Below are 16,815 nucleotides of genomic sequence, written 5' to 3' on the forward strand. Positions count from 1 at the left end.
GCGGGAACGCGCATAAGCAACCCAATCCCTTCTTTCGATTATCCCTCTCTCATCGGTTGGGAAAGCCTGTGGTCGGCTGGGGAAAGTAACATCAGTCGAGATAGTCACGCCACGGGAAACTCAATGCTCTCTTCCCAGCGTTCGTCAGTTGATAGATGTCGCCACGCTTTGCAGCGATTCCCTGGAGCGGCTGTTCGCCACGGCTGAAGTAATTCCCGACGGTCGACCCGCTCTTGCCGCACTCGTCACCAATTTCAGCGTAACTCGTGTGCGTACCATCCCGAATCGCCCGGAGAACGTTGAGAAGTTCGTCGATCCGGCCTAAATCATAGTCGAGCCAGGTCTCCAGTTCCTGCGGAAACTCGTGTTGGTCACGGATCCGCTGCAGCAGACGCTCCCGTGCGTCCTGTTGCGAGAGCAGTTCGAGCTTCCGGTCAGTGTCGATGTCAACAGATTCGAGTAGCAGCGTGCTCGTGACCTGGTTTTCGCGACGTTGCTCGACTGCTGCCTCGAAACCACCAGCCTCCTCGACGTCGTCAGTCGTGAGATACCACTCGCCGGCATCTGGCGACCGGTCCGTGACCTTCGTCCCGGAGACATCGTACCACGGCCGCTCCCGTGTCGAGCGCGTCGCCACGCGGAAGCCCGCCGCTCGTCCGTACCGGTCGCGCCACGGGATGTCGCCCATCCCGAGGCCACAGTGCGCGCCGGCCCACTGAATCGGCCACTTCCAGGATCCGAGGTTGTAGATCATCCCCCAGCCCGTCGGATAGTCCTTCAGTTGGTTCTTCTGCCGCGGACTCAGGTTGTAGCCGGCGTTCTCAAGTGCCGTGATCTTCTCCGGCCCCAGCTGCAGCAGTATCTTGATCGGCATGTTCCCACGGACCGGCTTGTAGACGTCGTTGAGTTTCTGCGTCGAGCCGGCGATGAGGATGCGACGGCTGCCACCCTGTGACGAGAGGAAGAAGAACGTCTGCTGGAGGCTCTTGACGATGTGGGAGTGCGCACTGTCGCCAAGTTTCGACGGCGCGAGGTCCTTCAACTCGCGGATTTCCAGGGCTACTCGTGGGAGTCGTGGGTCCTGGTCGCGAGCGCGGTAGATGAGTTGGAGCCAGAGGTCCGTGAGCAGGTACTTCAGCGAGTCCGTGACGAAGTTCGCGTTGAGGACGGCCACACTCTCGTTGTCGGCGATGATCTCCCGCATGTCGATGTTCGTCTCTGCCCCAGAGTCCCGGAGCAGGCCCTCCGCGGCCAGCAGCATCAGCGACTCGGCGATGTTGCTCAGCAATTCGTCCTCGCCCATGTGGTACGAGTGCGTAGCATCCTCATCCTCGGCGTCGTCGAGGTCATCCTCGTCGCGCAGCCCCGTGACCTGGACTTCTGCCGTCGTCTCATCGGCGTAGGTCTGCAGCCGGTCGATGAGCGCCTCCACGGATCCATCTGCGCCACGCGCTTCCGAGAGTGCCTTCTGGATGCGGCGTTGCGTGGACTCCGACGAGATCTCTTCACCGGCGAGTTGTGCGACCAGTTCGGGCGACAGTGCGTTGAGGCCGATGGAGAACGGCTCGTGATTCGCCGGGAGTTTGTCGGGCAGCGACTCGACAGCTGGGACGAAGACCGTCGTCTCGTAGCCGCGTGGCTCCTGGCCGAACTCGTCGAGGACGTCGTGAATCGCCGGGTCTTCGTTCGGCAGGGCGATCATCGGCGTTTCGTTGCGACCGTCGTCGTACAGCGAGATCCACTTGTATCCGTGTTCCCGCTTGAGGTTCCCGCAGATGCGTGCGATGGTCGAGTCCTTCCCCTGGCGTGGATTCGCGACTGCCATGATGTGCTCGCAGTCCTTGTGTGGGATCTCGACTCTGGCGTCATCGAGGTCCTGCGTCGAGTCGGCACTGAGTCGCCGGCGGCCGATGGGCGTCTGCTCCCCCTCTCGAACCTTGCTGTTTGCCCCAGGCACGTCCAGTGTCTCCATGACGACTGCGGTGTAGCGGCTCTTGTCGGCGTACCCGCCGAGGTAGCCCAGTTCGCGTGCGACGTGCACGATCGCCCGGAACACACGCAGGCGATTGCGGGGTATCTCGCCCTTCCGGCGGTACTTCTTGAGCGTGACCCGGCTCCAGCCCGGGACATCGGTGTCTGGCTGGAGGGCGTCGTCGAGGTCACCGTCACGCTCCAGCAGCTCCAGCAACTCGGTCAGGAGGTCATCGACGTGGACGTCTGTGTCCCGCTTGCCCGTGAGTTTGCCCTCGATGGTCCGGATAAGCTTCCGGATGGCCGCCTCGCGCGTGAGTTCAGACTCGCGCTGGACGTGCTCGCGACGACTGGCGATGAGACGCTCAACGACTTGGTCGACGTCGTCGTCCTCTGGCTGGAGTTGTTCGTAGCTACTCACCTTCGTCACCCCCGTCGGCGCGGACAGGTGATTCTGTCACTCCGACAGCCATCTGGTCGGCGTCTCGCGTCTCCAGTGGGTGCGGCGGCATCTGGATTTTCGGCGACGGCGGCAGTTCGTAGCGTGGCTCTCGCGTGGCGTACTCGCGGAACAGCGCCGAGAACTCCGCACGGACCTGCGCCCGGTCGACCGGCATCGGATCCAGTGTCGACTCGACTGCGATGAGAGTCTGTGGGCCGTTCTCGGTGTCGACCGTGACCTCTACCTCGGTCAGCGCCCCTGGCACGAGGTCGTCGTAGGCCACGCGGACCAGGCCCGGGTCATAGCCCATGCCCTCGCGATAGATGCCGCCGGCGCGCTCTTCCATCCGATGCTCGACCGTGTCCTCGATCAACTGCTGTTTCGGGACGAGGCCGTACTGACTCTCGCGAACGCGGTCGATGAGTTCGAGCTGGATATCGTGGCGCTCCTGGTCGCGGAAGCCGGCGAGGTCAGGGTAGTAGTCCGCCAGTTGCTCGGCGTTTTTCTCCATGATCGACGGCGCGGCGTATCCGCGGTCGACCTTCTCGTGCGTTCGCTTCGCCAGGTCGCTGACGAAGCGGTCGCGATCGTAGCTGGCATAGCGGCGGCCGGCGAGCCAGCCGTAGTACGCAGTTGTCTCCTGCGTCTCGACCTCTTTGACCAGCGCCGCGACCATGCTCCAGTCTCTGCCCTCGGCGTCGTCGCGAAGGCTGTCGAGCCGGCGAGCTTCCTTCCGGCGATGGCGATAGTAGTTGACAGCGCCGACGAACAGCCCCAGCAGGGCGACCACTGGGTACCAGGCCAGACCGACCCAGACGCCCAGCAGCGAAAGGACGATCGTCGCCGTGACGAGGGCTGGCAGGAGGAACTGCCAGAGGATGTTCGAGAAGTTGATGGCCGACGCCAGGTCCAGCCGGTAGTGTTTGAGTTCCGTCCAGAAGCCGACGTCGTCGGTCGTGGGTTTTGGGTCCGGGTCTGTCTCGTGGTCGCCCGTCCCCGGCTGCAGTGGTCTGTGCTCGGTTAGCTCGTCATCGAGAACGTGTGACCACGCAGAGTTCTCCAGCCGCGTCACGAGCGACTGCGCCTCTCTCTCGGCAGCGTAGATGTCGTTCCACACTTCTCCCGGATCTGCGGCCGGCGTGAGCGTGTCGTCTTCGCCAGTCCGGAGCGTCTCGTCGATTCGGCGCTCGATGTCGGTGAGCGTGTCGTCCGCGGTCGCGACCACGCGTGCGGTCCCGTCGGGCGAGCGCGCCTCCGCGGCCAGGTGCTTGATGCTGCGTGTGTCCATGCCCGTCTGCGCGGCCGCCTGCTTGGCGTACCGGCCGCGGCGGAAGACGATGACCTTCCGCAGTAGCAGTGCGCCGACGATGACGTACGTCCAGGGCGAGGAGTAGACCGTTCCGACGAGGTTCAGGATCGGGTAGGCGCTGGTCTTCGTCGAGACACCGTTTACGAGAACGGCGATCAGGCCAACGACGGCGGCGACGAAGAGGACGATCGCTGCCAGGCCGACCAGTCGCTTCGCCCGTCGGCCGCGACTCCGTCGGAATGTGGAGGTGAGGAGCCAGCGGCCGCCGTAGTACAGTCCGAAGCCCACACCGGCCAGCACCAGCAGGCCACCGAGAACGAGGCCCACGGTATCGAGAAGCGCCACAGTCAGTCACCTCCGGACGGGCTGCCGCTGACGTCGAAGTCGTGGCGGCGGCCGTAGCCAGCGTTCTCGTCGAGTTGCTCCTGGAGGTCCCGAACCTGTTCGTAGGTCTCTCGGTACTCCAGCGCCATGCCGTACTTCGACATCATCCGATGCAGCGCGGCCGCCCCATGCGAGAGTGCAATCTCGACACTGGCGAGGCGGCCATCGCGAACGACGGGTTCGAGCCACGAGCCGTGAATGTTCGACGGCGAGAGGTCGTCGACGCCGCCGATGTGGTAGATCTCGCCCTCGTCCTTGTCCTTGACCGGGATACCCTGCCTGAAGAGTTCGGCCAACTCGTAGACCGTCGCGACGGTGTAGGCGTCGTCCCAGTAGACCTCGCCCATCGTCCCGATCTCGGACAGTTCGCTCAGATGTTCGTCAGCGGCCGTCGCGATAGCTTCCTGCCGGTCGAGTTCGATGCGTTCCCGCCGGCGCTGGCTCTTGCCTGGGTCTGACGAGATGATATCCAGGACGCGGCCGTGATTCCGGTACAGCCAGGTCGCCGCAAGTGCCGCGGCCATGATCGTGAATCCGAGACCCACAGGGTTGCGGATCCAGGTCCAGATCAGCAGCATCGCCTGGACGAACTTCTCCGAGAAGAAGTTCTGGAAGAGCTGGCTTCGCTCTTGCAGGTAGTCCAGGTAGTTCTGTGCGCCCTCTGGGTTTCGCTCGAAGCCTTCCTCCTCGGCGCTGTCGAGCATGTCCTCGACGAACGGTCGGTACCCAGTGAGTTCGCCACCCGTGACGCTGACGTTGGTCTGCGAGGCGTACAGCGACACTTCCTGCTGGCCGTCGGGATAGTACAGCCGCAGGTGATACAGCGACTGCTCGCCCGGCGACGCGCCCTGGCTGTACTCGACTTTCACGAGCCGACCGTCGGCGAGGAGGTTCGCCCGAGCGCCGGGCTCGACGATCTCCACCTGGTCGGCTGCCCGACCCAGCTCGAACGTCGCGAAGGGGCCGGTCGTTTCGATTCCCTCGGTCGTCTGTCGGGCCGAGAGGTAGTCTGCATCGTAGTGGACGGGGATGATGCGGACCGAGACCGTCGACTCGAAGCCATCCGACGGCGTTGCTGTCGGCGTCGCCGCAGTCGGCGTCTCCGTGGTCGTGGCCGTCGGCGTCGCGGACACGTTGCCCGCGGTCGCGTTCGCGGCCGCAGCGGGCACGGGCGCGAACGCAGTCATGCACAGGAGCGTGAGGACGGCCGCGAGTGCGACGACTCGTCTCACGAGTTGTCACCCCCATGACCACTAATTTCCATTTCAATAGTGAGGTCGACAGGATGTCCGTTTGATTCGATGACTTCATCAACTCGTTCAGCAACAGCAAGTGCGATTTCTCTAGCCGCCCGATTGTGGTCGTCTGGGCTTTCGATTGTTTCTTCAATAAAATCGAGAGTTGCTTTTTGGTCTTTGTTCGGCATCACTCGTCACCCCCGTTCGCGATGGCTTCGGCCGGATCCGGCCGGTGGCCGTTGGTGTTGTTGTCGTAGTGGTCGTTGAGGATCGGCGCGAACTGTTCAAGCAGTTGTCCGAGGTCTGTGATGAGGTCCTCGCGTTCGCTGTACTCCTCGTTCTTGATTTTCTTCCGGAGTTGGCGAATCTGGCGCATGAGTTCGGCGTTCGTCGCGCGGACGTTCTGGAGTTCGGCGTTGATGCGCTGGCGCTGTTCGCGGAGTTTGATGGCTTCCTCGCGGGAGAGTTGCCGCGGTGAGGAGTAGGTCTTGTCCGGCTCCGTCGCGCCGGTCAGGACCTGGTCGCCTTCCGCGTGCGTTCGGATGACGACGTTGCCGTCAGGACACTCCCAGGCGTGTTCCGGGACCATGTGCTCGACGATGTCCTCGGGGAGCGATTGGGACTCGCGGAGGCCACGCCGCTCTGCTACCTGGCGGTAGCGCCACGCCAATCCGAAGAGGCGCGAACTCGCGACTTCCTTGATGATTTCCGCGCCGTCGCGGAACTCCCGGGAGTCAGTCATGAACGGGATGCGCTCGCTGTCTGGGTCGCCGCCTTCGCGTTCGTAGAAAACGTACGCGTACCGGACGCGGTCGCGCGACCAGCGCTCCAGCCAGAGGCCGCCGCCGATACCGATGAGGCCGATGGTCGCTGCAGCCATGCGGATGTCGACGACCTGCCCCAGTGGCTTGCCGCTCTGGAGGATCTGGTACATCAGCGCTGCCAGCGCGACCACCAGGACGACGATGGTCGCGACGAGCATCCGGGCCGGCCCGGGCAGTGCCTTGTAGCGGCGGCGGAGTGGGACCGACCAGTCCTCGGCGCGCTGCCGTGCAGAGAGGTTTGCGCGCTCGTCGCCGCTGTCAGTGTTCGTGGCGTCTGGTTCGAAGGTCCCGCGCTTGACCAGCCAGATGATGAACCCGATGCCGACGAGGAGTGTTCCGCCGACGATCAGGATCAACACGAGTGGGCTCACGTGTCAACACCTCCGAAGGGAGAGTCTCTCGTCCGTTGCAGTCGCCTGATGACGCGTACAGCGATCCAGAGTAGGACTGCTACGATGACCCAGGACAGCACCGAGACGACGAAGAGATACAGCTGGATGTAGGAACTCACACCGACATCGCTGAATGTGAACGTCGATGCGACGGCGAAGCCGAGTGAGTCGGCCACCGGGTTCACACCCACGACGAACAGCAGCAGATGTAGCGCGGTCGATGCAGCGAGGTAGTTCGCTGCTCTCTTCAGTTCCGATATCACACCTCAACACCTCCGTCATCGACCCGGAGATCGTCCGGGTCCTGGATGTCCTGTTGAGCCCTGTACAACAAGTCATCACCACGACGGACGAAGTCGGCGTGCTCTTCGTCCCACTCTTCGAGGAACTCGGGGATGCGCTTGCAGCCCGTGTCGATGGCCTGTTGCTGGAACACCTGTCGCTGCTGGGACTCCGTCTCGGCTTCGGCCAGGCGTCGCTCTCGAAACTCCGGTTCGACGGGGCCGACCAAGACCGGACAGGCGCTGCCGTAGTGGCGACAGTCCGAGCAGTCATCCGGGAACGCTTCGCCAGGGCTGTCGACCTCCGAGGAGTAGAACATCTCGTAGTCCGAGAGCATCTGCGTCAGGCGGCCGTTCATGAACTCGGCGATGGTGTCTGCGTCGACGCGCTCGTGACTCTCGTCGAGCCAGTCGTGGATCGCTTCGCGGAGGTCCGGATCGTCGACTTCGTTGCGGTAGTCACGAAGTTCGAGACGGATCTGCTCCAGCTCGGCGAGGTCGTCATCGTCGGGCATCAGAGCACCTCCTTTTCGATGACGTCGGCGACGGTCTCGACGAGTGACGAGCGGCGTTGCGGGACGACCAGGACACACGGCCCGACGACGCGCAGTTGCACGTCCAGGCCGGCGGCCAGTGGGTAGTCCGAGTCTGTGCGGATGTCTTTCGGGATGTACAGCCGGTGGTGCTGTTGACTCTCACCGAACGATTCGACTGTTGCTGCATGTTCGAGTGCCATTTTTCCAATCACGTTGGAAATGAGAAGTTCGCTACTGGTCGGGTGCGACCGCGTTCCGGACGAGGTCCTCTCGGAGTGAGAGGAACGCTGACGTCCCGAGGAACACGAACACCGCGATGACGATGCTGCCGACGATGACGAAGCCGCCGAGGATGAGCGACACCCCAGCGAGGACGAAAAAGCCGTTGCGGATGACCGACAGGGCATCACGGAAGGTGCCGCCGGTCGAGCCCCAGCGTGCGTACGCCAGCAGACCGACCGCGACGGAACCAATGATCGCACCGAAGATCAACCAGTTGCTCATCGGCGGTACCTCTCGTCGTCGGAGCCAGCGAGGCGGTCGCTGACTTGCTTTGCTTTCATGCCCGATTCTCTGCTCTTCTTGAGGTCGAACACCTCGCGGACGGCCCACGGCCCGGCCAGTGTGAGGACGAGCCACAGCGCGACGAGACCGGCGGCGAGCATCCAGCCCGCCGGCGTCACGAGCACTGGGAGCGCGATGAGGGCCGCACCCACGAGGATGATCCAGTATTTGCCTTGCATGCTCAGAACGGGAGTGAGTCGGCGAGGTCACCGAGGCCGTCCCAGCCGGCGGAGTAGCCCGACCACTGGTAGCTGATCTTCTCAGCGAAGGTCGGGTTCGCCGTCCAGCGGACGGTGGTGTCCTCGTTGTAGTGCAGTCGGAGGGCGTCCTCCGACGGTTCGGTGTAGTAGACCGCTGCTTCTGGGTCCTGGCCGACTGGTTGCCAGCTGCCGTCGGCCGTCCGGTACTCCGCGATCCAGTCGGTGACCGTCGCCGACGTGTTTGCACTCGTCAGCGGGACTGTCTTCCGGTTGCCGGGCTGGCCCTCGATCGTGTACGTGCGCTGGTCGAGGGCGTCGTCGCCGCGGAACAGACCGCTGATGCGGTCGACGATGCTGTTTGACTGGCGCTTAGTCTCGGTCACCCAGGCCAGCGTGACGACGCGAGCCTTGTTCGGCGCGAAGGCCGCGCTCTGGCCGGCCGCCAGGGTGAACGTGATGCGGGTGAACTCCGCACCGGTCGAGAAGTTCTGGACGGCGCGCCAGTCTGCTTCGACAGTCTCGTTGAGCGAGTCGACCGTTCCGAGGTCCGACGGCGTGACGATGTCGGCCGGGAGTTCGACCGTGAGTGTCGTGCAGTAGCCGTTCGGGTTCTCGCCGGCGACGCGAACGAAGCCCGTGCCGTCGGCGACGCTGACCTGCGTGTTCGACTCCGTGCTCGCGACGTCTGCCGTCTCGTTCCAGGTCGTCTCGGCGCTGGCCGTCCGGAACGAGTGTGTCACCGACTGGTCGCAGGCCGTCGTGGTCTCAGTCTGGGCAGTGGCGGGGACAGCCATCGCGACGGTCGCGATGATGATCAGCACCACGAGGAGTGTTCGTCTGGGCGTCATTCTCGGATCCACTTCGCCGGTTTGCTGCCCTGTTCCCGCAGGCCGTCGTAGCCGTCGTTGACCGCCGGGATCATCCGCAGGAGGCCGATGATGACCAGCGGGACGAACACTGCAACGGCGATGACTGTGAGGACGCCAAACGACGCGATCGTCAGCGAGAGTGCCAGCGCGGCCGCCGCGTAGATCTGCTCCCGTGGCGTCCCCGCGATAGCCCACTTCACGAGCTGGCCGTAGTAGCGGATCGGAGCCAGCACAGTGAACGCGAACCAGCCACGGGCGCGGTCCTCGAACCACTCTCGGTCCGAGAAGAAGTCCCGCCAGTTGCCGGCCGCGCCCCGCATCTGGCTCCAGACCCAGCCGACGAGCGAGCCGAGCGCGCCAACGACGGCCATCCCGGCCGCGGCGAGGCTGCCGAGAACGTTGCGGGCAGTCTCCGCCGGCATCTTACCAGCCCCGGCGCGAGAGTGCGTAGTGCAGCCCTGTGTTCGCCCCACCGATCAGGATGATGGCGAGCAGGAGCGAGCCCGTTGACCCCTGGCGACCCATCGCCGCGAACATCAGCAGTGCGACAAAGAACACCAGGCTGAACAGGAACAGGACGCCCAGGAACTTCCCGATTTGTTTGATTGCGGTGCTATCGACGCTGTCAGTTGCTTGCTGTAGTTTCGTACTCATGTGTGGTTCAGGTTAGTTTGAGGAACGAGCAGGACACGTCGGGCAGGTACTGCGTGTTGAGTTCGGCGAGGCGCTTGGTGTCGATATCCTCGCCAGGGATGACGTACGTATCCAAGACCGACCGTAGCTCCTCGATGGCCTTCGCGACAGCCTGGTCTTCGAGTTCGCACCTCTCGTCGACTGTGCGATCGGTCGTCGCGACCATCCCGCCGTTCGTGTAGTTGCCGTCGACGACGTCGGCGACCAGGTACCGCGTGTCGCTGCCACTCTCGTCGATGAACTCGATGGCAACGACATCGAAGTCCGTCGTCGCCGTCGTTCGGGCGTTGATGTACCGCTCGAAGGACTCGTTGTGCTCGTTGACGAATGTCTGAACCTCCTGTGCTGTCAGTTGTGCATCCGCCGTCTCGCCCAGGTTGAGGAGTCGCTGATAGCCGCCTTCGGCGGTTCCCTTGTAGCCAGCCCAGATCGTCTCCAGGCTGTCGATACTCAGCAGGCCGTCGTCTGTCTCGTTGTCGGCCGTTGACTCGTCGTCGCCGAAGATGCCGTCGAGGAAGCCGCCGTCGTCGGCCGCGACGCTGCCGACTGCGACGCCGGTCGTGGCGGTCGCGAGGACGAGCGCGGCCGCGAGGACGGTCGCCCGCCTACGCATGCTCGTTCCCTCTGTTGGTGCCACGAGCGCCGTCTCTCTCGGGCTCGTGGCGCAGTGTGTCTGTGTGCATGGTTACTTCAGTGGTCGATCGCCTTCGCCAGTCGTGACGTACCCTAGATAGGCACGCTGCCAGTCCAGGATCGACATCACGACCTTGCGGCCCGGGATGGGGCTGCTTCCCAGCAACACCTGTGCGAGAATGTCCAGGATCGCGAACGGGAACACGATGACCAGGAACAGAATCGACACGGCGATGTTGACCGGGTACAGCAGGATCCCGAAGACGATTCGGATTGCGCCTGTTTTCCGTGACATGGTTGGTGCGTCTCCCCGGACTGAGCCGCGGAGACTCACGTGACGCCGGCTGGATTCCCTGCCCGGGATGCCGGCGTCGTCAGATGAACAGAGTGTGGCAGTCGGGACGGTTGCAGTGGGGTGTGTTGGGGTAGCAGTCAAGCCGGATACGATGCCTCCGAGCCGGGCAATGCCTGCGGCCCGTCGCGACCGGGCTGTCGACCGAATCGAGCGCAGGAAAGATGGAGTTGGCAGTTACCAGAACGCGCCGAAATCGCTGACCAGGGTCCACCAGCCGTACTTGTTGTTACCGACCGCACGGATGTCAACTGAGGAGTCGTCTGCAAACTCCTCGCCCAGCTCGACGCGGACGAGGTTCGCATCCTCGTCGTAGACGCCGTAGGTGCCCTCCGCGTCCGAGGGGGCGGAGTCGTAGAACACCTTGATCGGCGTGCCGTCGACGTAGACCTGCTGGGTCTTCAGCCAGTCGCCGCTCTCGACTTCTTCGGGGACGGCGTTGGCGAAGCGCTGCTGGACCGACGTGTCGGTATCGCCGGCCTCGTCTTCGAGCGTCAGGATGACGCTCGTGTTGTCGCCGTCGACTGTGACGTCGCTCTGGTCGAGTTCGGCGTTCTTGTCGACGCTCCAGTTGAAGCCGAAGGCACTGAAGCCGTCACTGCCGAACTCCATCGCCCCAGCGTCGCCCCGCAGGACGGTTCGCTCGTCCGTGTTTTCGAGGTACACCGTCGTGTTCGTCATGTCGCTACTGGTCGGGTCGTCCAGTGACGAGTTGTCGATGAATCGCAGCGTCACCGACTTGTTCTCGTTGGCGGCCATCGGCATCCGCTCGAAGTCACTCTCGGCGAAGGTCGTGTTGTAGTAGTACGTCGTCCCGTCGTCCCCGGTTTTCGTGAAGTAACCTGGATCCGACGCGTTCGTGACCGTCTTGATGACGGTGTCCGTCTCCGGATCGATGATACGAATTTCCGGCTTGGTCGTCGCATAGCTTGCCTGAATCGTCGAGAGGTTCACCCCGTCAGACGCGTTGAACGTCGTCTGCGTTTCGCCGTCCGCATAGGCGGAGGTCGTCGAGGTCACAGTCGTTTCGGAGTCGATACTCGGGGCTGCCATCGCGACGCCTGCCGTCAGCAGCAGGAGCGCGAACAGTGCAGCCACGCCTGTCTTGATTGAGTGTCGCATGAATCAGGATGGTTGGGTCGCAGTTGGTGAGCGAGCGATACAGTGGGCGTCTCTCGGCGGAGGCACCGGCGGCGGGGGCGGGGGAACGCCTCCCGTGCTCCATCGGATGCTCATGTCAGGTCACTCTCCTGTGCGCCGCGCACGTCGATGCCGGTCGACTGTGAGATCCCCAGCAGCGTGTCCCAGTAGAAGGCCCGTCGAGAGTACCCGAACGTGCCGTCAGGCCACCAGTGCTTCCGCGACTTGACTTTCCAAGGGTTGAGCACGGCCGGTTCGTGGACATTCCAGCCGTTGCGGATCCACGGGCCGTAGCGGTCGTGCATGTCCGCGAGGTCGACCGTCTCGCCCACCTCTGTCGTCGCGACGTAGAAGTGATACGGGTTGACCGCTTTGAGTGTGGGGTGCGTCTCGCCAGTCGTCGGTACTGCGCTCGGATATGACTTGAGCAGGTAGTGGTAGCCGTCGACGTGTACGGATTCGATCGCTCCCGTCTCGTCGACCTCGACGTAGACGGGCTCCCGGTCGTACAGGTGTGAGTCTGCGCCAGAGAGTCCTTGCTGAGTAACGTAGTACGTCCAGTAGCAGGCCATCGTGGTACTCCTCTCCGTCGAGTCGACGCGCCAGGCGTACATCTTCGAGGGCTTGACATCCAGCGTTCGCGTGACCAGCCGCGGCTGGTACTCTGAGAGGAAGTCCTCGTCGTAGGAGATCGTCACGAAGTCCGGCTGGGTCTCGTAGGGATCGAGTTGGCTGGCCGTGACTGTTCCAGCGCCGGCGACGGCCCCGCCGGTGGCGATGGTCGTCAGGAACTCGCGGCGTGAGAGCATCTTAGATCCCTACCTGGATACGGCGCAGTGCCTGGAAGCGCCAGTCGAGCCCCAGCGAGCGGTTGGCCTGGTCTCTCCGTTGTGCAGGCTCTGTCCGAGCATCGGTCTGGCTGGTTCCCGACGTGTTGTCGGCGACGAGCTTCGCGGCGTCGACCATTCCCGCGCCGACCTCCGTCGTCCCGGCCAGTGGGATCGGCCGCGTCGTGTTCGTAACCGCCGACACGAACGCGTCGGTGTCGTTCTCCAGATCTGGCCGGGCATCGAGGCTGAGTGTTCCGACCGCCGCGACGATGGGCGTGCTCATCGACGTGCCCGACAGTGTCTCGTTGCGCCGGTAGCCGTCCGCGCTGAAGACCGGCACCGTGACGCGCATCCCTGGCCCGGCGATATCAGGGCCAGCGCCGCGAGTGGTCCCGGACGAGAGGTCCGAATAACCGTTGTCCGAGCCAGTCTGTGAGAAGTACGCCGGCCCAGCCTGTGAGGCATTGGTCGCGTTGGTCGCCGCGACGGAGACGATGCCTGGTTCGGGGACGTCCGACGGCGAGGCAATCTGGGCTGGCCGCGTCATGCGGGAGTTCCCGACCGCGATGAACGCCGCGGTGCCGTTGCCGGCGACGAAGTGTCGCAAGGCATCGGCCAGCGACTCGTCGTAGACGGCACTCCCGAGCGACATCGAGAGGAGGTCCGCGTCCTGTGCCTCAGCCCAGTAGATGCCGTCGACGATATCCGCGGTCGACCCGCTGCCGTCGTCGGCGAGCGTCTTGCCGACGAGATAGTCCGCGCCGAGAGCGATGCCGTCGTACGTGTTGTTCGTGGCGTTTGCGGCCATCGAGGAAAGGACCCAGCTACCGTGTCCGTTGCCGTCAGACACGTTCGCGTAGTCGTTGCTCGCGACGGCGGGCTGGTCGGTGACGAAGTTGCGAGCACCGACGATGCGTTGGCCGTACAGCGGGTCGTCGGTGCCGTTGACGACGTTCGCCCCCGTGTCGAGGACGGCGACGCGGACGCCGCTGCCGTCGGCTGCAACCTGGTCGGCGTTGAGGTCGGTCGCGACTGCGCCGATGGTCGACTGATTCGCGTCGCCGTCGAACGCGATGCCGTCGGTGTTGAAGCCACCGTCGACCAGCCAGTCCGACCGCGGGGCTTCGTAATCACTCTCGCTGGCGAGCGCGCCGACTGGCTCTGGGAGTGCATGCCGGTAGTTCGGGTCGACCGACTGGACGTACGAGCGCGATTGGAGTGGCATCGGGGCGATCGTTCCGCCGCCGAGGGCGACCAGTGGGTTCTGCAGGAGTGTCGGTGCGACGACCTCGTAGCGCGGCCCGGAGACGACTGCCGTGTTGTCAGCAGTCGCGTTCTCCACAATGCTGTAGCCGGGTGCCGATTCAGCCCAGGCCTGCAGACTCGCGAACTCGCCGTCGTCGTAGGTCACGAGGAACGAGGGTTGCCCGTCGGTGCCGTATTCGACGATGTCGCTGCTGCCGTCGGCCGCGGTCACCGGGACGGTGACTGTCGAGACGAGCATGAGCGCGGCGAGGGCGATTGCGCGACTGTTCATGGCATCACCTCCCGGCGGCGAAGGGAGACGAACAGCCACAAGCCACCGAGTGAGACGCCGACGCCGCCGAGGGCGTCGGTGAAGCCGCTGACCTGCAGCTGCAGTTGTGCCAGCTGCCAGCGGATCGACTCAACGGTGCTATCGACGAGGCCGCTGGGTCGGCGGATACTCAGGTCGACGGTGCCGCTGTCGTCGGTGTAGGTCCTGATGAGTGTCTGATTATCCATGTGTGTGACGCGTCCGAACTGCGTGCCGTCGGTCGTGATGGGGTTCTCCCCGCGGTAGATGTAGGTGCCGTCGTCAGGCGTCGCCTGGGCGTGGATGACGATCTCCGAGCGCGTGGTGACGCTCTTCCTCTCCTCGCCGCGGAGGACGCGCACCGTGAGGTCGCCCATCGGATTCTGGTCGATATCGCTGGTGTAGGCATGGATACTCGACGGGACGTCCTGTTGTCGACCGACGACAGCGGCGATGGTGATGTCGGTTCCGTCGCGCTGAATATCGCCGGCGTCGAGGCCGTCGCCGACTAGTGCGTAGCGGCCGGTCGGCCCCGATTCCGCACGGATACTCGGCGGCCGGTTGACGTCGTTGGCAGCCGCCTTGATCGGGATGCGGCGGACGTACTGGTTGCCGTCGAGATCGCTGTAGGTCAACTCGACCAGGTGGCGGCCCTGGCCGGCCGTCGTGAACGAGGTCTGTCGGCCGTTCTCGATGCCTGTCGTCGACAGTGTCGAGCCGTCGGGGCCGTAGACCGTCGCGTCGGTCAGGTTGCGGTACGTCGAGTCTGCTGCCGGGTTGAGTTCGACGGTAACGCTGTCGTCTGGCCCTGGTGCGAGCGACGAGACGCGGACGGAGTTGACTGCCGGCGGGTCGGCATCGACGAGCGGATTGCTCACTCGTTCGGTCGCGCCGGCGATTCCGTCTGGCGTCGCCGCCAACCACTCGAATTGCACGCTGGTCGCATCGCCGAGTGGGAAGTCCTCGATGCGGACGACCGTCTCTCCCTGGCCGACTGTCGTTGCCGCGGACTGGTCGATGCTGATGTACTCCTCGGGGACTGGGCGGTCGGTCCCGTTGCTGAAGTGCGCGATGACGGCCACCTCTTCGGAATCGATCGGCCCGTCGAAGCGCGCCAGTGAGGAGACGGTTTCGGCGGCCGTCGAACTGTCTGTCTCCGTCGGAATCGAGTCGCGCGTCTCATCGATAGCCTGTTCCAGTGCCGCAATCCGCTGGGTGAGTTCGCCGTCTGTAAGGTCGCTGGCGTTGATGTCCAGGTTGATATCCTCCGTGGCGTTCTGGTTCTGGAGAAGATCCCGGACGCGCTGGTCGAGCTGGTCGTTGCGCTTCCGGAGGTCGTTGAGTTCGCTGTAGGCTTTTTCGAGGTCGTCGTGGGCGGTGCTCAGGTTGCCCACGAGGTCGGCGATGCGTCGCGACTGGTTCTCCACCAGGTTGCGCAGGCCGTCGATGCGGTCCTGATAGCGCGAGAGGTTCGTGGAGAGTGACGGCGAGGAGAACTCACGCAGTTCCAGGTCGACGTTGGACTCGGGGGGAGAGGCGCGGACCGAACTGGTTGGGAGATAGACCGACGACTGCACGTCTGTCGTGTCGTACAGCGTCCGGATATCGGCGAGCGTGATATTCTGTGGGTCCTTGCTCAGTTCGTCAAGTGGACCTTTGTAGGCGCTGACTCCCGCCGTGTTGACCGACGACGGGATCGTCACGCCCCAGGCACCGTTCTGATCGGTGACGGTCGTCGTGCGGTCGAACTCGTTGGCGCTGAGTTTGTCGGTGATGTAGCTGGCGCGGTCGGTCAGGCGGCCCGCCTCGTCTTCGAGTGTGTCGACGTAGCCTGAGAATAGGGAGTCGGGGCTCCCGACCATGACGACGTAGGCTGTCGCCTTGGTTCCCGCTGGGTAGATGCGGTAGAGGCCGCGGTCGAGTGTGGCCGTGGCGTACTCGTGGTCGCTGCCGAAATCGACGCTCTTGACGCGATTCAGTTCCAGCGTCGAGTTGCTGATGACGGAGCCGCTCGGGCCGAGTTGTTCGACGACGACGCGTCTGTCGCGCTGCACGCCCGGCAGTTGCTTGTCGACACCGTCCTGGATGAGTGTGTTGGCGGTCGGGTCCCAGACGCTGAAAGCCAATTTCTCGCCTGCGTCAGCTCTCAACTTGGGCGTCTCCAGCGTGGGTTTGTAGTCCCAGTCGCCGGCGTCGTGGACAGCGACGACCTCGGCGTCATCGTCGAAGACACCGCCCTGGCCCAGGATGTTCAGGTCAGGATTCCAGGCATCGGGAATTGGGTCTTCCGCGCGGTCGAGCAGGTCGCTGGCCTTCTGTCTGAGTTCGTCGGTGGACAGACTTGTATCAAGATGGTCGTAGTCGACACCGATCACCGTGACGGTGGCGTTGGCGACTGTTGAGTCGGATTGGTCGATGACACGTCCAGATAAATTATTGGCACTTCCACCTTCGCCACCAGAACTCAGGTCATTATTTGGAGCGCGGAAATCCCTTAAAACTCCAGATGTTGGGTTACTATTTTGATTATCTGCCCCTTCACTCCCCGCAACCATCATGACACTAAGGTCATGCGAGGTATCATATGCAATTGTATCACTCG

General features: G+C 63.8%; 19 protein-coding genes. All 19 read right to left on the bottom strand.

Annotated features, from left to right (window positions below):
• Nucleotides 1-91: 91 nt before the first annotated feature.
• A complete protein-coding gene (locus WDJ57_RS21080; RefSeq protein ID WP_338904360.1) occupies nucleotides 92-2,392 on the bottom strand; it encodes a hypothetical protein in 2,301 nt (766 codons plus the stop codon).
• Nucleotides 2,385-4,067 (bottom strand): hypothetical protein, encoded by a 1,683-nt coding sequence (locus WDJ57_RS21085; protein ID WP_338904358.1) that lies wholly within the window; start codon nucleotides 4,065-4,067, stop codon nucleotides 2,385-2,387. Before WDJ57_RS21085 ends, WDJ57_RS21080 begins: the two co-directional genes overlap by 8 nt.
• 2 nt (nucleotides 4,068-4,069) lie before the next feature.
• On the bottom strand, nucleotides 4,070-5,338 hold the full coding sequence (locus WDJ57_RS21090) for a hypothetical protein (protein WP_338904356.1): 1,269 nt from the start codon (nucleotides 5,336-5,338) through the stop codon (nucleotides 4,070-4,072).
• Nucleotides 5,335-5,532, bottom strand: coding sequence for a hypothetical protein (locus tag WDJ57_RS21095; RefSeq protein ID WP_338904354.1), 198 nt, complete (start codon nucleotides 5,530-5,532; stop codon nucleotides 5,335-5,337). The genes WDJ57_RS21090 and WDJ57_RS21095 overlap by 4 nt, the downstream gene beginning before the upstream one ends.
• Nucleotides 5,532-6,539: a hypothetical protein gene (locus tag WDJ57_RS21100; protein ID WP_338906493.1), complete on the bottom strand. Its 1,008-nt coding sequence runs from the start codon at nucleotides 6,537-6,539 to the stop codon at nucleotides 5,532-5,534. Before WDJ57_RS21100 ends, WDJ57_RS21095 begins: the two co-directional genes overlap by 1 nt.
• A complete protein-coding gene (locus WDJ57_RS21105) occupies nucleotides 6,536-6,823 on the bottom strand; it encodes a hypothetical protein (protein ID WP_338904350.1) in 288 nt (95 codons plus the stop codon). The genes WDJ57_RS21100 and WDJ57_RS21105 overlap by 4 nt, the downstream gene beginning before the upstream one ends.
• The gene (locus tag WDJ57_RS21110; RefSeq protein ID WP_338904348.1) at nucleotides 6,820-7,356 is read right to left on the bottom strand and encodes a hypothetical protein; all 537 of its coding nucleotides are present in this window, start codon (nucleotides 7,354-7,356) and stop codon (nucleotides 6,820-6,822) included. Before WDJ57_RS21110 ends, WDJ57_RS21105 begins: the two co-directional genes overlap by 4 nt.
• On the bottom strand, nucleotides 7,356-7,577 hold the full coding sequence (locus WDJ57_RS21115; RefSeq protein WP_338904347.1) for a hypothetical protein: 222 nt from the start codon (nucleotides 7,575-7,577) through the stop codon (nucleotides 7,356-7,358). The genes WDJ57_RS21110 and WDJ57_RS21115 overlap by 1 nt, the downstream gene beginning before the upstream one ends.
• Nucleotides 7,578-7,608: 31 nt before the next feature.
• Nucleotides 7,609-7,881: a hypothetical protein gene (locus WDJ57_RS21120; RefSeq protein WP_338904346.1), complete on the bottom strand. Its 273-nt coding sequence runs from the start codon at nucleotides 7,879-7,881 to the stop codon at nucleotides 7,609-7,611.
• Nucleotides 7,878-8,120 carry a hypothetical protein gene (locus tag WDJ57_RS21125; RefSeq protein ID WP_338904344.1) on the bottom strand — a complete coding sequence of 81 codons (243 nt, stop codon included), beginning with the start codon at nucleotides 8,118-8,120 and terminating at the stop codon, nucleotides 7,878-7,880. The genes WDJ57_RS21120 and WDJ57_RS21125 overlap by 4 nt, the downstream gene beginning before the upstream one ends.
• A 2-nt stretch (nucleotides 8,121-8,122) precedes the next feature.
• Nucleotides 8,123-8,989 (bottom strand): hypothetical protein, encoded by an 867-nt coding sequence (locus WDJ57_RS21130; protein ID WP_338904343.1) that lies wholly within the window; start codon nucleotides 8,987-8,989, stop codon nucleotides 8,123-8,125.
• A complete protein-coding gene (locus WDJ57_RS21135; RefSeq protein ID WP_338904342.1) occupies nucleotides 8,986-9,432 on the bottom strand; it encodes a hypothetical protein in 447 nt (148 codons plus the stop codon). Before WDJ57_RS21135 ends, WDJ57_RS21130 begins: the two co-directional genes overlap by 4 nt.
• Before the next feature lies 1 nt (nucleotide 9,433).
• Nucleotides 9,434-9,664 (bottom strand): hypothetical protein, encoded by a 231-nt coding sequence (locus WDJ57_RS21140; RefSeq protein WP_338904340.1) that lies wholly within the window; start codon nucleotides 9,662-9,664, stop codon nucleotides 9,434-9,436.
• A gap of 7 nt (nucleotides 9,665-9,671) precedes the next feature.
• Nucleotides 9,672-10,316, bottom strand: a complete 645-nt coding sequence (locus WDJ57_RS21145; protein WP_338904338.1) for a hypothetical protein — start codon at nucleotides 10,314-10,316, stop codon at nucleotides 9,672-9,674.
• A gap of 72 nt (nucleotides 10,317-10,388) precedes the next feature.
• The gene (locus WDJ57_RS21150; RefSeq protein WP_338906508.1) at nucleotides 10,389-10,631 is read right to left on the bottom strand and encodes a hypothetical protein; all 243 of its coding nucleotides are present in this window, start codon (nucleotides 10,629-10,631) and stop codon (nucleotides 10,389-10,391) included.
• Nucleotides 10,632-10,865: 234 nt separating this feature from the next.
• The gene (locus WDJ57_RS21155; RefSeq protein ID WP_338904336.1) at nucleotides 10,866-11,786 is read right to left on the bottom strand and encodes a hypothetical protein; all 921 of its coding nucleotides are present in this window, start codon (nucleotides 11,784-11,786) and stop codon (nucleotides 10,866-10,868) included.
• Between the two features lie 134 nt (nucleotides 11,787-11,920).
• A complete protein-coding gene (locus tag WDJ57_RS21160) occupies nucleotides 11,921-12,637 on the bottom strand; it encodes a twin-arginine translocation signal domain-containing protein (RefSeq protein ID WP_338904334.1) in 717 nt (238 codons plus the stop codon).
• 1 nt (nucleotide 12,638) lies between these two features.
• The gene (locus WDJ57_RS21165; RefSeq protein WP_338904332.1) at nucleotides 12,639-14,195 is read right to left on the bottom strand and encodes a S8 family peptidase; all 1,557 of its coding nucleotides are present in this window, start codon (nucleotides 14,193-14,195) and stop codon (nucleotides 12,639-12,641) included.
• The gene (locus WDJ57_RS21170) at nucleotides 14,192-16,768 is read right to left on the bottom strand and encodes a hypothetical protein (protein WP_338906509.1); all 2,577 of its coding nucleotides are present in this window, start codon (nucleotides 16,766-16,768) and stop codon (nucleotides 14,192-14,194) included. Before WDJ57_RS21170 ends, WDJ57_RS21165 begins: the two co-directional genes overlap by 4 nt.
• Nucleotides 16,769-16,815 lie beyond the last annotated feature (47 nt).

It is taken from the genome of Salinibaculum sp. SYNS191, from assembly GCF_037338445.1.
In the GTDB taxonomy this organism is placed as follows: Archaea; Halobacteriota; Halobacteria; order Halobacteriales; family Haloarculaceae; genus Salinibaculum; species Salinibaculum marinum.

Bases quoted from the DNA above. Each gene is read 5' to 3' on its own strand.
- WDJ57_RS21095 (WP_338904354.1), bottom strand. From the start codon at position 5,532: ATGCCGAACAAAGACCAAAAAGCAACTCTCGATTTTATTGAAGAAACA.
- WDJ57_RS21110 (WP_338904348.1), bottom strand. From the start codon at position 7,356: ATGCCCGACGATGACGACCTCGCCGAGCTGGAGCAGATCCGTCTCGAA.
- WDJ57_RS21115 (WP_338904347.1), bottom strand. From the start codon at position 7,577: ATGGCACTCGAACATGCAGCAACAGTCGAATCGTTCGGTGAGAGTCAA.
- WDJ57_RS21120 (WP_338904346.1), bottom strand. From the start codon at position 7,881: ATGAGCAACTGGTTGATCTTCGGTGCGATCATTGGTTCCGTCGCGGTC.
- WDJ57_RS21125 (WP_338904344.1), bottom strand. From the start codon at position 8,120: ATGCAAGGCAAATACTGGATCATCCTCGTGGGTGCGGCCCTCATCGCG.
- WDJ57_RS21130 (WP_338904343.1), bottom strand. From the start codon at position 8,989: ATGACGCCCAGACGAACACTCCTCGTGGTGCTGATCATCATCGCGACC.
- WDJ57_RS21135 (WP_338904342.1), bottom strand. From the start codon at position 9,432: ATGCCGGCGGAGACTGCCCGCAACGTTCTCGGCAGCCTCGCCGCGGCC.
- WDJ57_RS21140 (WP_338904340.1), bottom strand. From the start codon at position 9,664: ATGAGTACGAAACTACAGCAAGCAACTGACAGCGTCGATAGCACCGCA.
- WDJ57_RS21145 (WP_338904338.1), bottom strand. From the start codon at position 10,316: ATGCGTAGGCGGGCGACCGTCCTCGCGGCCGCGCTCGTCCTCGCGACC.
- WDJ57_RS21150 (WP_338906508.1), bottom strand. From the start codon at position 10,631: ATGTCACGGAAAACAGGCGCAATCCGAATCGTCTTCGGGATCCTGCTG.
- WDJ57_RS21160 (WP_338904334.1), bottom strand. From the start codon at position 12,637: ATGCTCTCACGCCGCGAGTTCCTGACGACCATCGCCACCGGCGGGGCC.
- WDJ57_RS21165 (WP_338904332.1), bottom strand. From the start codon at position 14,195: ATGAACAGTCGCGCAATCGCCCTCGCCGCGCTCATGCTCGTCTCGACA.
- WDJ57_RS21170 (WP_338906509.1), bottom strand. From the start codon at position 16,768: ATGGTTGCGGGGAGTGAAGGGGCAGATAATCAAAATAGTAACCCAACA.